General features: G+C 74.3%; 19 protein-coding genes. 8 read left to right on the forward strand and 11 right to left on the reverse strand.

The window, feature by feature from the left end:
* Nucleotides 1-21: 21 nt before the first annotated feature.
* Nucleotides 22-561 (forward strand): GNAT family N-acetyltransferase, encoded by a 540-nt coding sequence (locus tag ACIOGZ_RS30430; protein ID WP_363584179.1) that lies wholly within the window; start codon nucleotides 22-24, stop codon nucleotides 559-561.
* Between the two features lie 43 nt (nucleotides 562-604).
* On the opposite strand, the gene ACIOGZ_RS30435 is transcribed toward ACIOGZ_RS30430, so the two are convergent.
* On the reverse strand, nucleotides 605-1246 hold the full coding sequence (locus ACIOGZ_RS30435; protein ID WP_363630287.1) for an HD domain-containing protein: 642 nt from the start codon (nucleotides 1244-1246) through the stop codon (nucleotides 605-607).
* Nucleotides 1243-2058, reverse strand: a complete 816-nt coding sequence (locus tag ACIOGZ_RS30440) for a hypothetical protein (RefSeq protein WP_400988468.1) — start codon at nucleotides 2056-2058, stop codon at nucleotides 1243-1245. The genes ACIOGZ_RS30435 and ACIOGZ_RS30440 overlap by 4 nt, the downstream gene beginning before the upstream one ends.
* A gap of 70 nt (nucleotides 2059-2128) precedes the next feature.
* Here ACIOGZ_RS30440 and ACIOGZ_RS30445 point away from each other — a divergent pair, with 70 nt between their 5' ends.
* Both ACIOGZ_RS30445 and ACIOGZ_RS30450 read left to right on the forward strand, forming a co-directional pair.
* On the forward strand, nucleotides 2129-3025 hold the full coding sequence (locus tag ACIOGZ_RS30445) for a LysR family transcriptional regulator (protein WP_400334360.1): 897 nt from the start codon (nucleotides 2129-2131) through the stop codon (nucleotides 3023-3025).
* Nucleotides 3026-3180: 155 nt separating this feature from the next.
* Entirely contained in the window at nucleotides 3181-3735 is a 555-nt protein-coding gene (locus ACIOGZ_RS30450; protein WP_400988470.1) for a hypothetical protein, read from the forward strand.
* Nucleotides 3736-4468: 733 nt separating this feature from the next.
* On the opposite strand, the gene ACIOGZ_RS30455 is transcribed toward ACIOGZ_RS30450, so the two are convergent.
* The 4 genes from ACIOGZ_RS30455 to ACIOGZ_RS30470 form a co-directional block, all read right to left on the reverse strand.
* Complete coding sequence (locus ACIOGZ_RS30455; RefSeq protein ID WP_400988472.1) at nucleotides 4469-5728, reverse strand: alpha/beta hydrolase; 1260 nt, start codon at nucleotides 5726-5728, stop codon at nucleotides 4469-4471.
* Nucleotides 5729-5977: 249 nt separating this feature from the next.
* Nucleotides 5978-6325, reverse strand: a complete 348-nt coding sequence (locus ACIOGZ_RS30460; RefSeq protein WP_363584165.1) for a Scr1 family TA system antitoxin-like transcriptional regulator — start codon at nucleotides 6323-6325, stop codon at nucleotides 5978-5980.
* A gap of 79 nt (nucleotides 6326-6404) precedes the next feature.
* Nucleotides 6405-6836: an SRPBCC family protein gene (locus ACIOGZ_RS30465; protein WP_400988474.1), complete on the reverse strand. Its 432-nt coding sequence runs from the start codon at nucleotides 6834-6836 to the stop codon at nucleotides 6405-6407.
* A gap of 98 nt (nucleotides 6837-6934) precedes the next feature.
* The gene (locus tag ACIOGZ_RS30470) at nucleotides 6935-7579 is read right to left on the reverse strand and encodes a CatB-related O-acetyltransferase (RefSeq protein ID WP_400988476.1); all 645 of its coding nucleotides are present in this window, start codon (nucleotides 7577-7579) and stop codon (nucleotides 6935-6937) included.
* Between the two features lie 76 nt (nucleotides 7580-7655).
* Between ACIOGZ_RS30470 and ACIOGZ_RS30475 the strand changes: the two genes are divergently transcribed.
* Both ACIOGZ_RS30475 and ACIOGZ_RS30480 read left to right on the forward strand, forming a co-directional pair.
* Complete coding sequence (locus ACIOGZ_RS30475) at nucleotides 7656-8294, forward strand: SUMF1/EgtB/PvdO family nonheme iron enzyme (protein WP_363618978.1); 639 nt, start codon at nucleotides 7656-7658, stop codon at nucleotides 8292-8294.
* Nucleotides 8295-8360: 66 nt separating this feature from the next.
* Entirely contained in the window at nucleotides 8361-8867 is a 507-nt protein-coding gene (locus ACIOGZ_RS30480) for a GNAT family protein (RefSeq protein ID WP_363584158.1), read from the forward strand.
* Nucleotides 8868-8880: 13 nt separating this feature from the next.
* Here the strand turns inward: ACIOGZ_RS30480 and ACIOGZ_RS30485 are convergent, their stop codons facing one another.
* On the reverse strand, nucleotides 8881-9804 hold the full coding sequence (locus ACIOGZ_RS30485) for a phosphotransferase family protein (RefSeq protein ID WP_400988478.1): 924 nt from the start codon (nucleotides 9802-9804) through the stop codon (nucleotides 8881-8883).
* A 116-nt stretch (nucleotides 9805-9920) separates the two neighbouring features.
* Nucleotides 9921-10460, reverse strand: coding sequence for a redox-sensitive transcriptional activator SoxR (gene soxR / locus ACIOGZ_RS30490; protein WP_400988480.1), 540 nt, complete (start codon nucleotides 10458-10460; stop codon nucleotides 9921-9923).
* A 57-nt stretch (nucleotides 10461-10517) separates the two neighbouring features.
* Here soxR and ACIOGZ_RS30495 point away from each other — a divergent pair, with 57 nt between their 5' ends.
* Together ACIOGZ_RS30495 and ACIOGZ_RS30500 are read left to right on the forward strand one after the other, a co-directional pair.
* Nucleotides 10518-11231 carry a transketolase gene (locus tag ACIOGZ_RS30495; RefSeq protein ID WP_350881656.1) on the forward strand — a complete coding sequence of 238 codons (714 nt, stop codon included), beginning with the start codon at nucleotides 10518-10520 and terminating at the stop codon, nucleotides 11229-11231.
* 105 nt (nucleotides 11232-11336) lie between these two features.
* A complete protein-coding gene (locus ACIOGZ_RS30500) occupies nucleotides 11337-12230 on the forward strand; it encodes a transketolase C-terminal domain-containing protein (protein ID WP_363584151.1) in 894 nt (297 codons plus the stop codon).
* Between the two features lie 41 nt (nucleotides 12231-12271).
* On the opposite strand, the gene treZ is transcribed toward ACIOGZ_RS30500, so the two are convergent.
* The 3 genes from treZ to glgX form a co-directional block, all read right to left on the reverse strand.
* The gene (treZ, locus tag ACIOGZ_RS30505) at nucleotides 12272-14017 is read right to left on the reverse strand and encodes a malto-oligosyltrehalose trehalohydrolase (RefSeq protein ID WP_400988482.1); all 1746 of its coding nucleotides are present in this window, start codon (nucleotides 14015-14017) and stop codon (nucleotides 12272-12274) included.
* Between the two features lie 2 nt (nucleotides 14018-14019).
* Nucleotides 14020-16545 carry a malto-oligosyltrehalose synthase gene (gene treY / locus ACIOGZ_RS30510; RefSeq protein ID WP_400988483.1) on the reverse strand — a complete coding sequence of 842 codons (2526 nt, stop codon included), beginning with the start codon at nucleotides 16543-16545 and terminating at the stop codon, nucleotides 14020-14022.
* Nucleotides 16546-16615: 70 nt separating this feature from the next.
* Nucleotides 16616-18868 carry a glycogen debranching protein GlgX gene (gene glgX, locus ACIOGZ_RS30515; RefSeq protein WP_363584145.1) on the reverse strand — a complete coding sequence of 751 codons (2253 nt, stop codon included), beginning with the start codon at nucleotides 18866-18868 and terminating at the stop codon, nucleotides 16616-16618.
* Nucleotides 18869-19323: 455 nt separating this feature from the next.
* Between glgX and ACIOGZ_RS30520 the strand changes: the two genes are divergently transcribed.
* Complete coding sequence (locus ACIOGZ_RS30520) at nucleotides 19324-20598, forward strand: SAV2148 family HEPN domain-containing protein (protein WP_371516519.1); 1275 nt, start codon at nucleotides 19324-19326, stop codon at nucleotides 20596-20598.
* Nucleotides 20599-20913 lie beyond the last annotated feature (315 nt).

The raw sequence follows: 20913 nt of genomic DNA on the forward strand, positions 1-20913 counted from the left end.
CCGGGAAGGGATCATGGTCGGATGGATGATCGTTTCTCTCCCGAGCCGCCGACCGTCGTCCGGCTGCCGCAGTACACCCGCGCCGACCATGACGAGATCCTCGGCCCCGGCGACGACCCGTACGGCGTCGCCTACACCGGACTGACCTGGCTGCCCAAGGACATCCACTTCGGCATCCGGGCCGCCGACGGCCGGCTCGTCGCGCACACCGGCCTGGTGCCGCTCCCGCTCACCGTCGGCGGCACCGACCTGGCGGCGATCGGCGTCGGCGGCGTCGCCGTCGCCCCCGACCGGCGCGGCGCCGGCCTCGCGCGGGCCGTGGTCCGGGCCGCCCTCGGCCACGCCCGCACCCTCGGCCACCGCCACGCGCTGCTGTTCTGCCGCCCGCCGCTGGCCACGTTCTACCGGGGGCTCGGATTCCGCGAGGTCGCGGAGGAGGTGACGGTGGAGCAGCCCGAGGGACGGTTGGCGGTGATGCCGCTGCGCACCATGTGGGCGCCGTTGGCGGAGGGCGCCGGGTGGCCGGAGGGGCCGGTGCGGTTGCGCTCGCTGCCGATGTGACGTGCCCTGTGGGGATGGGGGTGGGGGCGGGTTCTGGGCGGGGTCACTCCGGCCAGGCGGAGTTCTCGATCACGGCGGCGAAGTCGGTCCGCTCGAAGTCCGGGTCGAAGTGGGCGAGGACGTCCGCCTTGACGTTGCCGAAGGCGGTCTCCGGCTTGGGCGCGACGCCGTCGTGGAAGGCGCGCAGGATGCCGCGCTTGAAGTCCGGGCGCGGATGGGCGGCGACCACGGCGTCCCGGTCGGCGGCGGCGAGGTCCGCGTACCCGATGCCGAGTACGTCCAACTCCACGCCGGCGGTGGTCAGCGCGATCTCCGGCTCCAGGAACTCCGGGATGCCGGGCGTGGTGTGCAGGGCGATCGCCTCCCACACCAGGCGCACCCGCCGCTCGTCCACCCCGTGCCCGCGCAGGAACGCGGCGGCGGCCTCGGCGCTGTCCACCTCGAAGCGCCGACCGGAGGCGTGGTGCTCGGGGCCCAGGCCGAGATCGTGGAACATCGCGGCCAGGTACAGGAGTTCGGGATCGAAGTCGAGCCCCCGGCGGCGGCCCTGGAGGGCGCCGAACAGGTAGACCCGGCGGGAGTGGTGGTACAGCAGCTCGGTGGTGGCGTCCCGGACCAGCTCGGTGGCCTCGGCGGCGAGGCGGCTGTCGGGGATCCGCACCCCGGCGATCTCGGTGGCGGTCATGCGGTGGCCTCCAGGGTGGTGGTGCTCGGGTCGGTGCCCGGGACGGTGGCGGTCGGTACGGCGGCGGTTCGGTCGGCAGGGGTCGGGTCGGTCGCGGTCGGTGAGCCCGCCGCGTGGGCGACGGCGGCGCCGGCCAGCGCGCGGATCATGGCGTGCGCCCGGGTGCCGTCGCCGGACAGCTCCGGCTGGAAGAGCGAGGCGAGGAAGAACGGGTGGTCCGGCAGTTCCAGGACGCGCACCTCGCCCGCGCCGTCCGCGCCGCTGAACCGCAGCCCGTGCGCGCGCAGTCGGTCCAGGTAGTCGGCGTTGAGGCCGTACGCGCAGTGGTAGCGCTCCAGGGTGCGGGTGGTGCCGAGGACGCGCTCGGCGAGCGTGCCGGGGGTGATCGCGACCGCCCCCTCGTGGCCGACCAGGGAGCAGGCCAGCGGCACGATCACCTGCTCGTCCCGCTCCGGGTGCTCCTCGCCGTGGACGGCCCCGCCGAGGCCGCAGACGTTGCGGGCGTACTCCAGCACCGCGTGCTGGAACCCGGCGCAGGTGCCGAGGAAGGGGATGCCGCGCTCGCGGGCCGTCCGGACGGCGGCCAGCGCGCCCGCCTCGCTGCGGTAGGGGCTGCCGGGGAGCAGCCAGACGGCGTCGAAGCCGTCCAGGGCACCGGGCGCCCCGGCGTCCTCGGTGGGGATCCAGTAGGCGTCCAGGACGAGCTGCTCGCGCTCGGCGAGGGCGTCGAGCAGGCCGGGGATGCGGGCGTGCGAGCGGACGGCGGGGGAGCGGTCGCCGACCAGGGCGATCCGCGGGGTGAGGTAGGTCATGGGACTATCCTGACCCCGCACCCGAGATCAGCGCCAACGATGATTTCTTACCTCTCGATCAGAAGAGTTGATGACTGCCGTGGATCCGCAGCAGCTGCGCACCTTCGTCACCGTCACCCGCCTCGGCTCCTTCTCCGAGGCCGCGCGGGAACTCGGCTACACCCAGTCCGCGGTCTCCCAGCAGATCGCCGCCCTGGAGGCCGACCTCGGGACCGGCCTGCTCAGTCGCCGTCCGGTCGGCCCGACCGAGGCCGGCCTGCGGCTGCTGGAGCACGCGGCGCCCCTGCTGGTCCGGCTGGAGGCGGCGCGTGCCGACGTCGCACGCCTGGCCGGTGCCCCGAGTGCCCGGCTGGTACTCGGTGCCACCCCGCTGGCAGTCGGAGCGACCCTGGGGCGCGCACTCGGCGAGGTGCGCCGGGCCCACCCGGCGGCCGACCTCGTCGTCCGGGTCCTCGCCCAGGACGCGCTGCCCGCCCAGGTCGCCACCGGCGAGGTCGACCTCGCCCTGATCGACGGCCTCGCCGCCCCCAGCGACCCGCTGCCGCTGCCCGACGTCGGCCCGCTCACCACCGTCGCCGTCGACGAGCAGCCCGTCGCCGTCGCTCTCCCGGTCGGCCACCCTCTGGCGGGCCGCACCGGCGTCGCGCTCGCCGACCTCTCCGCCGCCCGCTGGCTCGACGCCCCCGACCTCACCCCGACCGCCGCCCGGCTGCGCGCCGCCGCCGGTGTCGACGGCTTCCGCCCCGCCACCCGCTACCGGGGCACCGACGTGCACGGGCTGCTCGCCCTGGTCGCCACCGGGCACGGGCTCAGCCTGCTCCCGGCGTCCGTCCTCGCCGGGGCGCCCGGCGTCGCGTCCGCGCCGATCGCCGCCCCGCGGCTGGTGCACCGCACCGAACTGGTGCACGGCAGCCTGCCGGAGGGGCCGGCCGCGCTGCTGGCGCGGCTGCTGTCGGGCACACCCTGAGCCCGCTCCCCGGATCGCGCCGGGCGCCCGCGGTGTTTGTGGAGGCGCGATCACCGGGCGTTCACGTCCTGGGACTGACGGTGGTCGCATTGGTGGTGCTGTCATGGGCACAGTCGCCCGGCGCGAGGCCGGGCAAGGCCCAGGAGATCCCCCACATGATGCTCCGTCAGCGTCTCACCGTCGTCGCCGCGGCGGCCGTCCTCGCCGCCGCCGGGCTCGCGGCCGGCACCGCGCAGGCCGCCCCCGACAAGGGCTCGCCCGTCAAGATCCGTCCGCTCGCGGCGAGTTGTTCGCAGGCCTACCTGCCGCTGCCCGACCCGTTCTGCACGCCGGGCGCCTACAACCCGGACGTCACCCAGGCCACCATCGGCCAGACCATCTGCGTCTCCGGCTGGACCTCCACCGTCCGCCCGCCGACCAGCTACACCAACGCGCTGAAGGCGCAGCAGATCGCGCAGTACGGCTACGCGGACACCAACCTGTCCGACTACGAGGAGGACCACTTCGTCCCGCTGGAGCTCGGCGGCGCCCCGCGCGACCCGCGCAACCTCTGGCCCGAGCCCCGCTACGGCAGCCAGACCGCGACCGGCAAGGACGGCGTCGAGACCAAGCTGAAGAACGCGGTCTGCAAGGGCAAGGTCGGCCTCGACGACGCCCGCAGCGCCATCGTGACCGACTGGACCACCGCGCTCAGCAGCCTCGGCCTCTGACCCTCTGACCCTCTGGTCCTCGTGCTGGTGCGGCGGTCGGTCCGTCCGGTCCCCTGTGCCGGACGGGCCGACCTGCCGTCCGCCCCGGGCGCCGCCTCGGCGGTGCGCGGGGCCGTCTGTGGTGGTTCTGTGGTGGTGGCTGGGGCGCGGCGCCGGGTCAGCGGCCCGAGCGGTCCGGGGCCGGGCCCGCGGTGGTGCCGGGCCGTGTGTGCGCGGCGCCGTCCGCCCGTTCCCGCTGCCCGGTCGCCTCGCGGATGCGGGCACTCGGCATGGCTGTTCCCTTCCCCCGTACGTTCTGCCGCCCGGCCGCCGGCCCGCTGCGCTCCTCTGTTCCGAGGGGCGGTCGGGCTCGGCTGCGTCGACGGCGGTCGAAACTTATGCCACCGGGCCGCCGGGAGCAAAGCGGGATACCGGTGGGTAGGCCGCCTTGCCCGGCCGTTGCGGGGGCGTTGGTGGTGAAGGTGTGTGCGGGCGTGTCGGAAGGTATGGCGGGCCTTCGGCGCCCGACCGGTCGGCGGGACGGCGCGCGGTCGCGGATTCCCCCTGTCGGGCGGGGGTTCGCCGGTCGGTCGCAGCCCCGGCCCGCCCGCCCGTGCGGGCCCGCGGCCGGTCGCGGCGGACGGCTGATGCCAAGGCTTTCCCCCGACCGGATCCGCCGCCCTCCCTCCGGGTGACCGGCACGCCCCGGCACGCCCCCGGCACGCTCCCGGCCCCGGACCGGACCGGTGGCGGATCAGGCGTGGGTGCCGGGGACGCCGAGCTGCTGGGCGAGCCAGGGGAGGGCCTGGGCGAAGGTGGCGGCCCCGGTCTGCCAGGTGTGCTTGCCGGAGCCGACGGCGGTGGTGGTGCGGATGCCGTCCTTCCGGGCGGCGTCGTTGAGGGCCCTGGCGGACTCGATCTGGCCGTGCTCCTCGTCGCCCTGCCCGAAGTAGCCGGAGACGCCCTGGTACTTGGGGTGGTGGGCGAGGACGGTCAGCGGGTCGTGGGCGGCCCAGGCGGCCGCGTCGCCGCCGTACAGCTCCTGGACGGTGTGGTCCCTGTCGCCGGTGGCGGGGCCCTTGTCGCCGGAGAAGTCGCCGAAGTGGGTGAAGACGTCGGGGTGTTCGACGGTGAGGTCGACGGCGCAGGTGCCGCCCATGGACCAGCCGGCCACGCCCCACCTGTGCGGGTCGGTGGCGGCGTTGAAGGTCTTCTGGACGAACGGCGGGACGTCCTTGAGCAGATGGCTCTCGGAGTTGCCGTGCGGGCCGTCGACGCACTCGGTGTCGATCCGGAAGCCGCCGGTCGCGTCGACGAAGACGAGGATCGGCGCGAAGCCGTTGTGCTTGGCGGCGAAGTCGTCCGCGGTCTTCACCGCGTTGCCGGAGCGGATCCAGTTGTCGGGCGCGGCGAACTCGCCGCCGATCAGCTCCAGCGCCGGCAGCTTCGGCCGGTTCTGGCTGCGGAACCACGCGGGCGGCAGGTAGACGAGCTCCTGGCGGTGGGTGAAGCCGCTGGCCGTGCTGGGGATGTCCACCTGGACGATGCGGCCGGTCCTCGTCTTCCCGTGCAGGGAACCGAGTTCGGCGAGCGTGATCTGCTCCGGCAGCGGCTGCCCGCCCAGTTCGCCGATCGCGTCGTCGAGGGTCGGGTAGTAGCCGGTGGCGATGTTCACGCTGTTGGCGGCGCAGAACAGGGCGAGCAGCGCGGCCGGCGGCGCCAGCGCCCGGCGCCACCAGCGGGCGCCGCGCCAGCCGAACCCGAGCGCGCTGACCGCCGCGACCGCGACCCCGCCCCACAGCCACACCCCGAACGGGATCGGATCGGTGATCCCGGCGAGCGTGAGCACCCCGACGGCGGCGAGGGCGGTGAGCAGCAGCGCCGTCCCGAGGGCGATCGGGCCCCACTTCAGCCGCCAGGCCCGGTCCCGCCAGCCGAGGGCGGCCAGGAACAGGACGAGGGCCGCGGCCTGGACGGTCCAGGGGAACCAGCCGCCGAGCAGGGAGACGTTCATCTGGCGGAGGCTAGGGGTGCCGGATGAGAAGTCGATGAGAGGCTGACAGGTCGCTGGGAGGCGGCTGGGAGGTACCGTCGGTGGCCCGCGTAGGCCCCGGTTGACGGGCGCGCGGCCGGGGGCGCTACATTTGAACGCGTTCAGGTTTGCTGCTAGGGGGAGTCATGGTGGTGGTGCCGACAAGCGCGCGCCTGCTGGCGCGTGCCTTCTTCCGCTGCACGGGGAGTGCGGGGGCGACAGGGAAGTGGGTCACTTGAACGTGTCTCTCTTCTGTGTGATGAGGTTGCGCGACTCGTCGAGGGACAGGGCGGTTGCCATGATTTCGTCGAACGCCGCTCGATAGACATCGACTTGGTCCGGGTCCTCAACCCAGTCGCTGCTGAGCATTCCGTTGAGCAGGACCAGGTCGAGATCGCGTTGCCGAAATTCCAGGAGTGCGAACGGCCCGGTCATTCCGGGATGCGGCGGTGCCATGGCCGGCATGATCTGAATCCTGATGTTGGGGACCAGGCTGAACCGCAGCGGCTTGTCCAACTGGCCGGCCATCACGCCCGGGGCGCCAGGGGTCCTGTCGCTGCCGGGCTGGTCGCCAGTCACGCTCTACGTGGCGATGGGGCGGTAGGCGGCCCGCCGTACGGGAGTGCGGTCCGTCGTACGGGAGGGCCGCTTGCCGCCGTCAGGCGGCGAAGCGCTCGCGCAGTGCCGCCAGGCCGGCGGTGAACACCCCGTGCACCCGGTCCGTGGACTCCTTGCGGTGCTCGGCCTCGATGTCGTAGGTGGCGCTCCACTCCACGAAGCTGGCGCCCAGCTCGGTGACCGGGGTGACCCGCAGGGTGGCCCGGTAGTCGTCGAATTCGAAGGTGCCGTCCGGGAAGCTGTAGGTGTAGCTGCGGGCCTCCTCGTCGTAGGCGAGCAGCGTCTCGTGCAGTGCCACGCCGTCGATCTCGAACACCCGGACCGACCCGATCGCGTTGCCCGTCAGCTCGTTGCCGAGGCTGCTGGCCGGCAGGTTCGGGTGCCAGCCGCCGAGGTTGTGGAAGTCCCCGAGCAGCTCCCACACCCGCTCGGCCGGAGCCTCCACCACCGTGCTGACCTTCGTGCCTGCCATCGTCGTTGCCGCCTTTCGCGTGCCTCCGTACGGACGGGCACCATCCTCGGGCCGCCGCGCGGTAGGCGCCAGGGGGCCTGGCGGTCGGCGCCGGGGCGTCACCTGTCCGGCGCGGCCGCTTCGAGGTCGTCGACGGTGCCGGACATGACGGTGCGCAGGTGCCGGGTGAGGTGGTCGGTCGGCCAGTCCCACCAGGCGAGGGCGAGCAGTCGGGCGATGTCCGGCTCGCTGTAGCGGGTGCGGATGAGCTTGGCCGGGTTGCCGCCGACGATCCCGTAGTCGGGGACGTCGTCGACGACGACGGCGCCGGAGGCGATGATCGCGCCGTGGCCGATGCGCACGCCGGGCATCACCATGGCGCCGTAGCCGATCCAGACGTCGTTGCCGACCACCGTGTCCCCGCGGCCGGCGAGGCCGGTGATCAGGTCGAAGTGCTCGGCCCAGCTTCCGCCCATGATGGGGAACGGGAAGGTCGAGGGGCCGTCCATGCGGTGGTTCGCCCCGTTCATGAGGAACCGGACCCCCGTACCCAGCGCGCAGAACTTCCCGATCACCAGCCGCTCCGGGCCGTAGTGGTAGAGCACGTTGCGGGTCTCGAACGCGGTCGCGTCGTCCGGGTCGTCGTAGTAGGAGTAGTCGCCGACGTCGATCAGCGGGGACGTCACCAGTGGCTTGAGGAGCACCACGCGGGGCTGCCCGGTCACCGGGTGGAGAGTCGAAGGGTCCGGCGGAACGGAACTCATGGCGACACGACTCCGGCTCGTCAGGGGTGAAGCGTGGGAGGGACATTGATCATCCCACCGTCTAGGATCGCGGATCATGGACGCGAGCACCGGCATGATCACCGTTCCGTCCGGCCGCGTCACGCTGTCGGACCGTCGCACGCAACGGAGTTGGAGCGTCGAGCTCGCCCCCTACGAGCTGGCGGCCTGTCCGGTCACCCGCGAGCAGTACGGCGCCGGGGCCGGCGACCGGCTCCCCGCCGACAGCGTCTCCTGGTACGACGCCGTCCACTACTGCAACGAACTGTCCCGGCGCCACGGCCTCACCCCCGCCTACCACCAGGACGGCGAGTCCGTCACCTGGGACCGCGCCGCCGACGGCTACCGGCTGCCCACCGAGGCCGAATGGGAGCACGCCTGCCGCGCCGGGACGGACGGCCCCCGCTACGGGCCGCTCGACGAGATCGCCTGGCACCGCGGCACCTCGGGCGCGCGCCCGCACCAGGTGGGCGGTCTGCGCCCCAACGGCTTCGGCCTGTACGACCTGCTCGGCAACGTGTGGGAGTGGTGCTGGGACGTGTACGACGCCGAGGTGTACGGCGGCTACCGGGTGCTGCGCGGCGGCGGCTGGTTCGACGAGCACTGGAGCTGCCGCGCCTCCGTCCGCCGCCGCAGCCACCCCACCCTGCGGATCGACGACGTCGGCTTCCGGCTCGCCCGGTCGATCACCGCCTGAAGGCGCGCGCCGCGGGGAACCCGGGCCAGGTCACGGACCGTTGGGGTCTGCATGAACGATGCACCGGTGTCCCTCAGACCGATCGGCCAAGCCGACCTCGACCCGCTCGAAGTACTGCTGAACGACCCCCAGGCGGTGGGCCCGTTCCAGTGGTACGGGTGGCGCGACCCCGGGCGGTTCCGGCGCCGCTGGGCGGAGCACGGCCTGCTGGCGCCCGAGCAGTCGATGCTCGCGGTGCTGTCCGGGGACGAGTTCGCCGGGTTCGTCGCCTGGCGGCAGGTGGGCCAGGTGGACGTGGCGCCGTACTGGAACGTCGGCATCGTGCTCCGCCCGGAGGCGCGCGGCCGGGGCATCGGCACGCAGGCCCAACGGCTGCTGGTGGACTACCTGTTCGCCCACACCCCGGTGATGCGGCTGGAGGCGGACACCGAGGACGCCAACCTCGCCGAGCAGCGCGCGCTGGAGAAGTGCGGCTTCGTCCGCGAGGGCGTCCAGCGCAGCAGGGGCTTCCGGGACGGCCAATGGCGGGACATGGTCCTCTACAGCCTGCTGCGCACCGACCCCCGGCCCTGATCCGCAAGACCCGTCAGGCGACCCCGAACCACTCCTCCGCGAGGGCGTCCAGCGTCCGCGCGGAGGGCTTCAACTCCCTCAGGTACCACGGCAGGTTGCTGTACACGTGGAGCAGCGTGTACGCCATCAGCAGACGCGGCTCGAAGCCGCGCCCGTACCCCGCGAGGAGGCGGCCGAGCAGGCGGCGGTCGGCGCGGGTGGTGAACAGGCCGACGGCGACGAGGTCGTAGGCCGGGTCGCCGACCATGGCGGGTTCGAAGTCGAGCAGGCCGGTGAGGCGCCAGCCGTCGGCCGGGTCGACGAGCAGGTGCTCGCGCATGAACTCGGTGTGCAGCAGGGCGCGTTGCGGCGTCCGGGGCAGCGGCGCGGCGGCCAGGAAGTCCGGGATCTGCTCCAACCAGGCTTCGGGCAGGCCGCGTTCGCGCTGGCGGGCCACCGCCCCGGCCCGCTGCCGGTCCAGGAAGGCGCCCCAGTCGCCGGGGCCGAGGGTGTCGGCGAGCGGTCCGGGGTCGAGGGCGTGCAGGGCGGCCAGCGCCCGGCCGCAGTCGTGGGCGATCCGCTCCCGGTCGGCCTGCGGGATCCGCGGCCAGGCGGGGGCCAGGCCCTCGCCGGACAGTCGTGACATCAGCACGTAGCGCCAGCCGTTGACGTGGGCGCCGGCGGCCCGTACGTCGGGGGTGGGGATCGGCAGGGCGCCCTGGAGACGGGTGAGGACGCGCTCCTCGGTGACGCCGTCCTCGGCGCTGGCGGCGGGGAACAGCTTGAGGACGTGCGCGTCGCCCACCGCGTAGACCGGGACGGACCCTTCCGCGAAGCGCTCCAACGGCAGCCAGGCGAGGCCGAGTTCGGCGCAGAGCGCCTCGGCTCCGGGGCGCATCACCGCCTCGTCGCGCACGATCGCGTCCCACTGTTCTTCCGTCTCCACCACCGGCAGCATGGGCGCACGGTAGGCGGACCGGCGTCGCCGCGGCAAAGGCTTTTCAGCGGTCGGGGCCGGCCGGCCCCGGCGCCAGGGGTGGGCCAGGAGCGGGAAGCGCCCCGCGCCGGAGCGGTTCACTGGGGCCCGCAGACGTCGGTGGCGGCGGGGGAGAGGGGTTCCGGGCCGCCGGCCGGGTCGCGGGTGAGGAGGTAGCGGGCGCCGGGGCCGGTGTCGGCGGCGCGGTCGGCGGCGTTGTAGAGGGAGCAGCGGGAGAGGGAGAGGCAGCCGCAGCCGATGCAGCCGGTCAGCTTGGCCTTGAGGCGCTGGAGCTCGGCGATCTGCTCGTCGATGCGGCTCTGCCAGGATTCGGCGACCCGGTCCCACTCGGCGCCGCTGGGGGCGGGGCGCTCGGGGAGCCGGTCGAGGGCGACGCGGGCCTCGTCGAGGGAGAGGCCGACGCGCTGGGCGGCGCGGACGAAGGCGATCCGGCGCAGCGTGCCGCGGGGGTAGCGGCGCTGGCCGCCGGCGGTGCGGGTGGCGTGGATGAGGCCGAGGCTCTCGTAGTAGCGCAGGGCGGAGGCGGCGAGGCCGCTGCGGCGGCCGAGCTGGCCGATGGTGAGCAGGTCGTCGCGGTGCGGGCCGGGTGCTCGGCCGTGGTCCGGGGTCGCGGTCATGGGCACCCACTCTAGCCGCTTGACCTCAAGTCGACTTTAAGTTGCACCATCGTGGTCATGACGACGAACGCAACCGCGGACCTCGCGGAAACCGCCCGTTTCGAGGACCTGTCGGCGCTGATGGGCCTGATGACCGGCGACGAGAAGCACGGCCCGGCCGCCACCTCCACCCTGGACGCGCTCTGGGTGCTGTACGACCGGGTCCTGCGGGTGAGTCCGGAGCGGGCCGAGGCGCAGGACCGGGACCGCTTCCTGCTCTCCAAGGGCCACGGCCCGATGGCGTACTACGCGGTGCTCGCGGCCAAGGGCTTCATCGACCCCGGGGTGCTGCCGAGCTTCGGCGGCTACGACTCTCCGCTCGGCCACCACCCGGACCGGATGCTCGTCCCCGGGGTGGAGATCGCCTCCGGCTCGCTCGGGCACGGCCTGCCGCTGGGCGTCGGCACGGCGCTCGGGCTGCGGGCGCAGGGCCTGACCGACCCGGCGGTGTGGGTGCTGGTCGGCGACGCCGAGTTCGACGAGGGCTCCAACCACGAGGCGGTGGCCTTCGCCGGTGCGTACGGGCTGGAGCGGCTGCACGTGGTGGTGATCGACAACTCCTCGGCCACGCACGGCTGGCACGGCGGGATCGCGGCCCGGTTCGCGGCCGAGGGCTGGTCCGCCGTGACGGTGGACGGCCGCGACCACGAGGCGCTGTACCGCGCCTACACCGCCGAGCACCCGGGCCGCCCGCACGTGGTGGTCGCCCGGGTCGAGCCCAAGGACTCCTGAGCCCGAGGACTCCTGAGACCGAGGACTGCTGAGCCAGAGAACCCCCACGCAAGCGCCAACCAGCACGCAAGCGCCAACCAGCATGAACCGAAAGGCACTTCACCGATGGACACCATGCGCGACCGCTTCATCGACGTCACCAGCCGCCTGCTGGACGAGGACCCCCGGCTGGCCGTGGTGCTCGCCGACATCAGTGCGGCCGCCTTCGCCCCGGCCCAGCAGCGCCACCCGGACCGGGTGGTCAACGTCGGCATCCGCGAGCAACTGCTGATCGGCGCGGCCGGCGGCCTGGCGCTGACCGGGATGCGCCCGATCGCCCACACCTTCGCCAGCTTCCTCGTCGAACGTCCCTTCGAGCAGGTCAAGTTGGACCTCGTCCACCAGGGCGTCGGCGCCGTCCTGGTGAGCGCGGCCGGCTCCTACGACTGGCCGGCCGGGGGCCGCACCCACATGTCCCCGGGCGACGTCGCCCTGCTGGACACCCTGCCGGACTGGACGGTCCACGTGCCGGGCCACCCGGACGAGGCCGAGAGGCTGCTGCGCCACGCCGTCGCGGACGGCGACCGCAACGTCTACGTCCGCCTCTCGGAGCACCGGAACGCGCAGGCCCTGCCGGTCGAGGCGGGCCGGTTCACCACCGTGCGGCAGGGCTCGCGCGGGGTGGTCATCGCGGTCGGGCCGATGCTGGACGCGGTGCTCGCGGCCACCGAGGGCCTGGACGCCACCGTGCTGTACGCGGCGACGGTGCGCCCCTTCGACGCGGCCGGGCTGCGGGCGGCGGTGGGGGAGCGGGCGGACGTGGTGCTGGTGGAGCCGTACCTGGCGGGCACCTCGGCGAACGAGGCGCACGCCGCGCTGGCCGACCGCCCGCACCGGGTGCTGGGCCTGGGCGTGCCGCGCGAGGAGCACCGGCACTACGGCTCGATCCCGGAGCACCTGACCGCCTACGGCTTGGACGCGGCCTCGCTGCGGGAGCGGATCGGCACCTTCCTCTGGTGACGTTCCTCTGGTGACGTTCCTGTGGTGACGCGCGGGGTGGGTCAGCGCGCGACGGTCGCCACCGCGACCACCGCCACCGCGTCCGCCCCCAGCCGTACCGCCGTCCCGTCCAGCGCCGCCGCCCCGAAGGCCGCTACCAGTTCGCGCCCGGTCCCGTCCAGTGGCAGGGCGGCCTCGGTGGGGCCGAGGTTCACGGCGATCCGGTACGGCCCCCGGTGCACGACCAGCCAGCGCGCCGCCTCGTCGTACGCCACCCGCACCGCGCCGAGGTCGGGGTCGGACAGCTCCGGCCGGTCGCGGCGCAGCCGGATCAACGTCCGGTGCCAGGTGAGGAGTTCGGCGTGCGGGGCGCGCCGGGGCTCGGTCCAGTCGAGGACGGAGCGCAGGACGGTGGCGGGCTCCTGCGGGTCGGGGACGGACTCGGCGGCCCAGCCGTGGTCGGTGAACTCCCGGCGCCGGCCCTGCCGGACGGCCTCGGCGAGCTGCGGGTCGGTGTGGTCGGTGAAGTACTGCCAGGGGGTGGCCGCGCCCCACTCCTCGCCCATGAACAGCATCGGGGTGAACGGCGAGGTGAGCACCAGCGCGGCGCCGCAGGCGAGCCGGCCGGCGGTGAGGCAGGTGGAGATGCGGTCCCCGAGGGCCCGGTTGCCGATCTGGTCGTGGGTCTGGAGGTAGCCGAGCAGCCGGTGTCCGCCGTCCGGCGGGAAGGGGCGGCCGTGGCCGCGGCCGCGGAAGCCGGACCAGGTGCCGTCGTGGAAGAAGCCGCGGGTGAGCGTCTTGCTGAGGGCGGCGAGCGGGTGGCGGGCGAAGTCGCCGTAGTAGCCCTGGGATTCGCCGGTGAGCGCGCAGTGCAGGGCGTGGTGGAAGTCGTCGCTCCACTGCGCGGTGAGGCCCTGGCCGCCGGCCGCGCGCGGGGCGGTGGTGTGCGGGGTGTTGAGGTCGGATTCGGCGATCAGGAACAGCGGGCGGTTGGTCGCGACGGCCAACTTCTCGACCTCGTGGGACAGTTCCTCCAGGAAGTGGACGGCCCGGTCGTCCGCGAGGGCGTGCACGGCGTCCAGCCGCAGGCCGTCGATCCGGTAGTCGCGCAGCCAGCCGAGCGCGCTGCCGGTCAGGTAGCGGCGCACCTCGTCGGAGCCGGGGGCGTCCAGGTTGACCGCCGCCCCCCACGGCGTGTGGTGCCGGTCGGTGAAGTACGGGCCGTACGCGGGAAGGTAGTTGCCGGAGGGGCCGAGGTGGTTGTGGACGACGTCCAGCACCACGCCGAGGCCCTTGCGGTGGGCGGCGTCGACGAAGCGCTTCAGCCCCTTGGGCCCGCCGTACGGCTCGTGCACGGCCCACGGCGAGACCCCGTCGTAGCCCCAGCCGTGTCGGCCGGGGAACGGGCAGACCGGCATCAGTTCGACGAAGTCGACGCCCAACTCGACGAGGTGGTCGAGGTGTTCGGCGGCGGAGTCGAAGGTGCCGCGGGGGGTGAAGGTGCCGATGTGCAGCTCGTACAGCACGGCGCCGGGCAACGCGCGGCCGCGCCAGCCGGTCTGCGACCAGCGGAACGCGGCGTGGTCGACCGGGCGGCTGGGGCCGTCGGGGCCGTGCGGCTGCCAGGGGGAGCGCGGGTCGGGCAGCGGCGGCCCGCCGTCGAGGCGGAAGGCGTAGTCGCCGGCCGGAGCGCCGCCGGTCCACCAGCCCGGGCGCTCCGGGCACCGGGCCAGCGGATGGGCGGCGCCGTCGACCTCGACCTCGACCCGGTCGGTGGCCAGGGGCGCCCACACCTCGTAGGTCCGCACGCTCAGCTCCTCCTCGTCAGCAGGGCCACCGGCCGGTCCGCCAGCAGCCGCGTGACGGGCACCGGGCCCGCCGGGTGGGTCCGCAGCGTCAGCAGGTCCGTCCAGGGCCCGCCCTCGGGCAGCTCCAGGACGGTGCCGCGCCAGCCGCCGGCGCGTTCCAGCCCGTACGGGAGCCGGGTGATGGCGGTGACCACGTCGGCGCCGCGGGCGAAGGCCAGCAGGTGGTCGGCGGCGGGGCCGGCGGCGCTCAGCGGCCGGTAGGGCCCGAGCGGGCGCTCGCGCCGCAGGTGCAGCGCCGCCCTGGTGAGGTGCAGCTTCTCGCGGGCGAGGTCGCCGGGGCGCGGGGCGGCCGCGTCGGTGAGCCGGACGGCGAGCGCGCCGAGGTCCACCACGCCCCGGTTGTCCGGGTCGACGAGCGTGTACAGCGGTTCCTCGCTGCCCTGGTAGAGGTCGGGCACGCCCGGGACGGTGAGGTGCAGCAGCGCGGCGGCGAGGGTGTTGGCGCGGGCGTAGGGGGCGAGGGCGTGCACCAGGCCCTCGATCCGGGGCAGCAGCCCGGGGTTGGTGTGGACGGCGCGGGCGCGCGCGGTGAGCGCCTGCTCGAAGCGGGTGTCGGGGGTGGTCCAGGAGGTGTGCAGCTTGGCCTCGCGGGCGGCCTTGAGGAGGGCGGCGACGAGTCGGTCGGGGTCGATCGGCCAGGCGGCGACGAGGGTGTGCCAGAGCAGCCAGTCGCCGTCGCGGGCACCGTGGTCGTGGTCGTGGTCGTGGTCGTGGTCGTGGTCGCCTTCGCCGTCGGGGCCGGCGCCCGGGCCGGGCCCGGCGGCGGTGGACCAGGCGGCGGCCTCGGCGGCCCAGGCCTCGGGCCGCTCGGCGAGCACGGCGAGCCGGGCGCGGGCGTCGGCGCTGCGCTTGGTGTCGTGGGTGGACAGCACGGTCATGCTGTGCGGCCAGGCGCGCTCCAGGTAGCGGCACCAGTCGTGGAACCGGGCCGGCGACAGCCCCGGCCGGCCGGGCTCGCCGCCGACCTCGTTGAGGCCGGGCAGCGCGTTCCACCGGTAGAAGGCGGTGTCCTCGACGCCCTTGGCGGCGACGGCGGCGGCGGTCTGCGCGAAGCGCTCGCAGAACTCGTCCTTGTGCGGCCCGCTCCCCAGCTCCCCGAGGGCCAGGGCGGCGACCAGCCGGTCCGTCGGGTCGGCCGAGCCGCCCAGCGCCGCGCGCACCTGCTCGGCCGAGGCCGGCGGCGCCGGCTCCCCGGGCCGGGCGTACGGCCGGTACGCCGGGTAGCCGGTGAACAGCCGCCGCAGCGCCGCGCGCAGCCGCCAGGGCGCGTGGTCGGCGTGCGCGGGCTCGGCGGCGCCGATCCGCAGCGCGATCCGCACCAGCCGGTCGACCTCGGCGGCCAGCTCGCCGTGCGGCGCGGTCATGTCGGCCCGCCCGCGCCGGGCGGCGGCGACCGCCGGGTGGGGGTCGGCGCAGGGCTCGCCGCCCGGCGCGGAGCCGGTCAGGAACGCCGCGTACGCCCCGGCCAGCCGGCAGGCGCCCGCGTGGTCGGTGAGCACGCCGTCGATGCGGCGCAGCGCGTCGTAGCCGGTGGTCCCGGCGACCGGCCAGTCCGCGGGCAGCCGCTCGTCGCCGGTGAGGATCTTCTCGACGACGGTGTACGCCCCGCCGGTGGCGCCGGCGAGGCGGCGCAGGTAGCCGCGCGGGTCGGCGAGCCCGTCGGGGTGGTCGATCCGGAAGCCGTCGACGACGCCGTCGGCGTGCAGCCGCAGCAGGGTGGCATGGGTGGCGGCGAACACCTCGGGCTCCTCGACCCGGACGGCGATCAGCTCGTTGACGGTGAAGAAGCGCCGGTAGTTCAGTTCGGTGCGGGCCAGCCGCCACCAGGCGAGCCGGTACCACTGGCGGGCGAGCAGCTCGTCCAGCGGCAGCCCCGAGGTGCCGGGCCGCAGCGGCAGCTCGTGGTCGTGGTAGCGCAGCACCTCGCCGTCCACCGCCAGCTGGTCCAGCACGGCGCCGAGCCGGTCGCCGAGCAGCGGCAGCAGCACCCGGCCGCGCGCGGGGGCGTCGGCGGGGCCGGGCTGGGCCACCCAGTCGATGTCGAACCAGCGCGCGTACGGCGAGTCGGGGCCGTCGCGCAGCACCTGCCACAGCGGCTGGTTGAGCCGCTCGGGGACGGGCACCGCCATGTGGTTGGGCACCACGTCGACGAGCAGCCGCAGGCCGTGCCGGTGGGCGGCGTCGGCCAGCGCGCGCAGGGCGCCCTCGCCGCCGAGCTGCTCGCTGACCCGGCCGTGGTCGACGGTGTCGTAGCCGTGGGTGGAACCGGGGGCGGCCTCCAGCAGCGGGGACAGGTGCAGGTGGGAGACGCCGAGGGCGGCGAGGTAGGGGACGGCGGCGGCGGCGTCGTGGAGGGTGAAGCCGGGTTGCAGCTGGAGGCGGTAGCTGGCCGTGGGGGCGGTAGCGGTGGCGGATGAGGGGGAGGTGGCGGCCGGGCGGGGCGGTGCGGGCTCGGCGGCGGAGGTCATAGGTCCATGAGTACCCGGGGGAGCCCGCCGCCAAGACCCGCTGCTGGTCCGAACAGGTGAGCGCGGGGTGTCAGGCCGGCCGCTGGAGCACCATCAGCGAGCGGTCGGTGAGCCACAGCGCGTCCCCGGCCTTGACCCGCGCGCCCGTGCCCGGGGCGGGCAGCCGGGCCTGTGCGGTGTCGACCACGACCTGCCACTCCTGCCCGTGGTCGGCGGGCAGGGTGAACTCCAGCGGCTCGAAGTGCGCGTTGAACATCAGCAGGAAGGAGTCGTCGACGATCCGCCCGCCGCGCCGGTCCGGCTCGGAGATGGCGTAACCGTTGAGGAAGACGGTCAGCGACTTGGCGTAGCTGGCGCCCCAGTTGCGCTTGGTCATCTCCTCCCCGCCGGGGGTGAACCAGGCGATGTCGGTGAGGTCGTCGTGGCCGCCCGAGTCATGGCCGCCGGAGGGGTGACCGCCGGAGGGGTGACCGCCCGAGGGGTGACCGCCGGAGAGGTGGCCGCCCGAGGGGTGACCGCCGGAGAGGTGGCCGCCGGCGGCGAGCGTCCCCGGCCCGGGGCGCCCGGGGACCGGCCGCCCGTGGAAGAAGCGCCGCCGCCGGAACACCGGGTGGTCGCGGCGCAGCCAGATCATCCCCTGGGTGAACTCCAGCAGCCGCGCCTCGGGCCCGTCGCCGTCCGGCCAGTGCAGCCAGGTGAGTTCGTTGTCCTGGCAGTAGGCGTTGTTGTTGCCCTGCTGGGTGCGGCCGAGTTCGTCGCCGTGGGAGAGCATCGGCACGCCCTGGGAGAGCATCAGGGTGGCGATGAAGTTGCGCTGCTGGCGGGCTCTGAGCTCCTCGACGGCCGGGTCGGTGCCGGGGCCCTCGACGCCGCAGTTCCAGGAGCGGTTGAAGGACTCGCCGTCGCGGTTGTCCTCGCCGTTGGCCTCGTTGTGCTTGTCGTTGTAGGAGACGAGGTCGCGCAGGGTGAAACCGTCGTGGCAGGTAACGAAGTTGATGGAGGCGATGGGGCGGCGGCCGTCGTCCTGGTAGAGGTCGGAGGAGCCGGTGAGCCGGGAGCCGAACTCGGCGAGGGCGGCGGTCTCGCCGCGCCACAGGTCGCGCACGGTGTCCCGGTACATGCCGTTCCACTCGGTCCACAGCGGCGGGAAGTTGCCGACCTGGTAGCCGCCCTCGCCGAGGTCCCAGGGTTCGGCGATCAGCTTGGCCTGGGAGACCACCGGGTCCTGCTGGACGAGGTCGAAGAAGGAGGAGAGCCGGTCGACCTCGTGGAACTGCCGGGCCAGGGTGGCGGCGAGGTCGAAGCGGAAGCCGTCGACGTGCATCTCGGTGACCCAGTAGCGCAGCGAGTCCATGATCAACTGGAGCACGTGCGGGCTGCGCATCAGCAGGCTGTTGCCGGTGCCGGTGGTGTCCTCGTAGAACCGCTGGTCCTGGGCGAGGCGGTAGTAGGAGACGTTGTCCAGCCCGCGCAGGGAGAGCGTCGGCCCGAGGTGGTTGCCCTCGGCGGTGTGGTTGTAGACGACGTCCAGGATCACCTCGATCCCGGCCGCGTGCAGCGCCTTGACCATCGACTTGAACTCCTGCACCTGCTGGCCCCGGTCGCCGCTGGAGGCGTAGGAGGAGTGCGGGGCGAAGAAGCCGATGGTGTTGTAGCCCCAGTAGTTGGTCAGGCCCAGGTCGCGCAGCCGGTGGTCGCGGACGAACTGGTGCACCGGCATCAGCTCGATCGCGGTGACGCCGAGCTTGGCCAGGTGCTCGATCACCGCCGGGTGGGCCAGGCCCGCGTAGGTGCCGCGGATCTCCTCGGGGATGCCGGGGTGCAGCCGGGTGAGGCCCTTGACGTGCGCCTCGTAGATGACGGTGCGGTGGTAGTCGGTGCGCGGCGGGTGGTCGGTGCCCCAGTCGAAGTACGGGTTGATCACGACCGAGTGCATGGTGTGCGGGGCGGAGTCGAGGTCGTTGCGGCGCTCGGGCGCGCCGAAGTGGTAGCCGTAGACGGCCTCGTCCCAGTCGATGTGCCCGCTCATCGCCTTGGCGTACGGGTCCAGCAGCAGTTTGGCGCTGTTGTGGCGCTGGCCGAGGCCGGGGTTGTACGGGCCGTGGACGCGGAAGCCGTAGCGCTGGCCGGGCTGGACGCCGGGGAGGTAGGCGTGCCGGACGAAGGCGTCCGTCTCGCGCAGTTCGACGGCCGTCTCCGAGCCGTCCTCGTCGATCAGGCACAGCTCGATCCGGTCGGCACTCTCGGAGAACACCGCGAAGTTGGTGCCGACCCCGTCGTAGGTGGCGCCGAGGGGGTAGGGCTTACCGGGCCAGACCTGCATGAGTCCTCAACTTCCTTGCACTCAACGGAAACTGACGTGTAGTCCGATAACGTGCCCGGACCCGGACGCTCTCTTCCCGGCCGGGCGGCCGGGCATGTGCGGCGCTCGCGCGCCGTGACGCACGGCACAGTGCGCATACTCCCCGAGCCTTCCCCCGGCGGCCGGGACATGTGCTGCCGGTTCGCCCGAACGGGTGTCCAGTCGGCATTCCTGTGATAAGTGCGGGCCGGTGGCGGGCGGGCTTGTGGCGAGCGGGCCTGCGATGAGCGGGGCCTGCGACGGGCGTGGGTCTGTGAAGGGTGGGCCTGGTGGTGGTGCCGGGCCCCGTGGGCCATCCGGCTGCACACCGCTCGCGGCGGGCAGTACCCTTGATCGTCCGGCCGTCCCCGGGCCGGTGGCGTTCCATCAGTCGCGCAGGGGCGGAGCGTAGAGCAGCAAACCAGGTGAGGTGGCGCATGGTGTTCCCCGCCGGCGGCCGCGGCCCGGGGCCCGACGGCCCCGACCGGGGCGGCGCCCGCAGCGAGGCGCCCACGGTCGTCATGCGCCCCACCCTGTCCGGCCGTCCCCTGGTGCCCGCCCAGGGCGGCCCGGTCGAGGTCCCCGCCCTCGCCTGGTCCGCCGCCGAATGGGAGGACGCCTACCAGCGGGTCCGCCTGTCCGGCCGCGCCTACGTCTGGCTCAACCTCGTCGAGCAGCGGCTGCGCTCCCTCGTCGACGAGGTGCTGCACCCCATCTACGCCCCCGCCCACGGCGAGGACTGGGTCACCGCCGCCGCCGGCCCCGCCGGCGAGGAGTGGGCGCACCGGGCCGGCGCCGTCCGCGAGGTCAGCCGCCGCAAGGGCTACCTGCTCGACCCGGCGGACGACGACCCGCTGGTCTTCCTCACCCTGCCCCAGCTGCGTGAGCTGATGGTCCAGCACTGGCCCTGCTTCGAGCCCTACCTGTCCGACCGGCGCGAGATCGAACTCGCCCTGGACGAACTGGAAGTGGCCCGGCACGTGGTCTCCCGCAACCGGGTGCTCACCCAGACCGTCCTCGCCCAGACCGAACGCGCCGCCGCCCGCCTGCTCGCCGTCCTCGACGGCGGCGCCGGCGGCGTGCCCGCCGACGTCGTCGAGTCGCTGGTGGCCGGCCGGTACGCGGACGTCGTCGCCGTGCACGCCGACCGCGTCCGTCTCCAGCGCGACCTGCCCGTCGAGGACCTGCTGGACGGCGCCCGGCGCCTGGACGCGCTCGGCATCGGCCTCGGCATGCTCTGCCAGAACTACACCGGCAAGCGGCTGGTGCGCCTGGCCGGCGACGGCTGCCGGGTCCGTCTGCTCTTCCTCAACCCGGCGAGCAGTGCCGTCCGCCGCCGTGAACGCGAACTCGGCCTCGGACGCGGCGAGTTGTCGCGCTCCATCGAGATGAACATCATGCACGTGCGCCGGGTGCGGGCCCGGCTGCGCGACCAGGGCGGCTTCGAGATCCGGGTCTTCGACGAGACCCCGCGCTTCACCGCCTACCTCGTCGAGGGCCCCCGCCCGACCGGCCAGGTCGGCGGCCGCCGCCAGAGCCGCGACCTCGGCGTCATCCAGCCCTACCTGCGCCGCGCCCGGGGCATGGAGTCCCCGGCCCTGGTGCTGCGCGGCGGCGCCGGCCAGCAGCCCGGCGGCAGCGAACAGGGCCTGCTGGAGGTCTACCGCGAGGAGTTCGAGGGCGCCTGGGGCGACTCCCGGCCGGTGTCCTGAACCCGCCCCCCCCACCTCTGACGGACCATCGGATTCCTCTCTCCACCCCCGGGTGGAGACCCGGAACTCCATCCGTGCGGCGGCGACACCCCCGGGCCGCGCCGCGCAAGCTGGAGGCGGGGGTCGCGGCCGCACGAGCGACGCGACGACGTCGAGGGGAGTGCGCCGTGGTGTACGGAACAAAGCGCGGGACAGGACGGGGGGCAGCGCACGGAAGGCTGCGCGAAGGGCCCGGGGCGGGGCTTGGGACGGGGCCTGGCGGAAGGCTGCCGGGGAATGCCCGCCGAACCGCCCGCCGGCGCTGGCCGTTCGCGC

Origin of the sequence: Kitasatospora sp. NPDC088160, from assembly GCF_044741445.1 — a bacterium.
Classification (GTDB): domain Bacteria; phylum Actinomycetota; class Actinomycetes; order Streptomycetales; family Streptomycetaceae; genus Kitasatospora.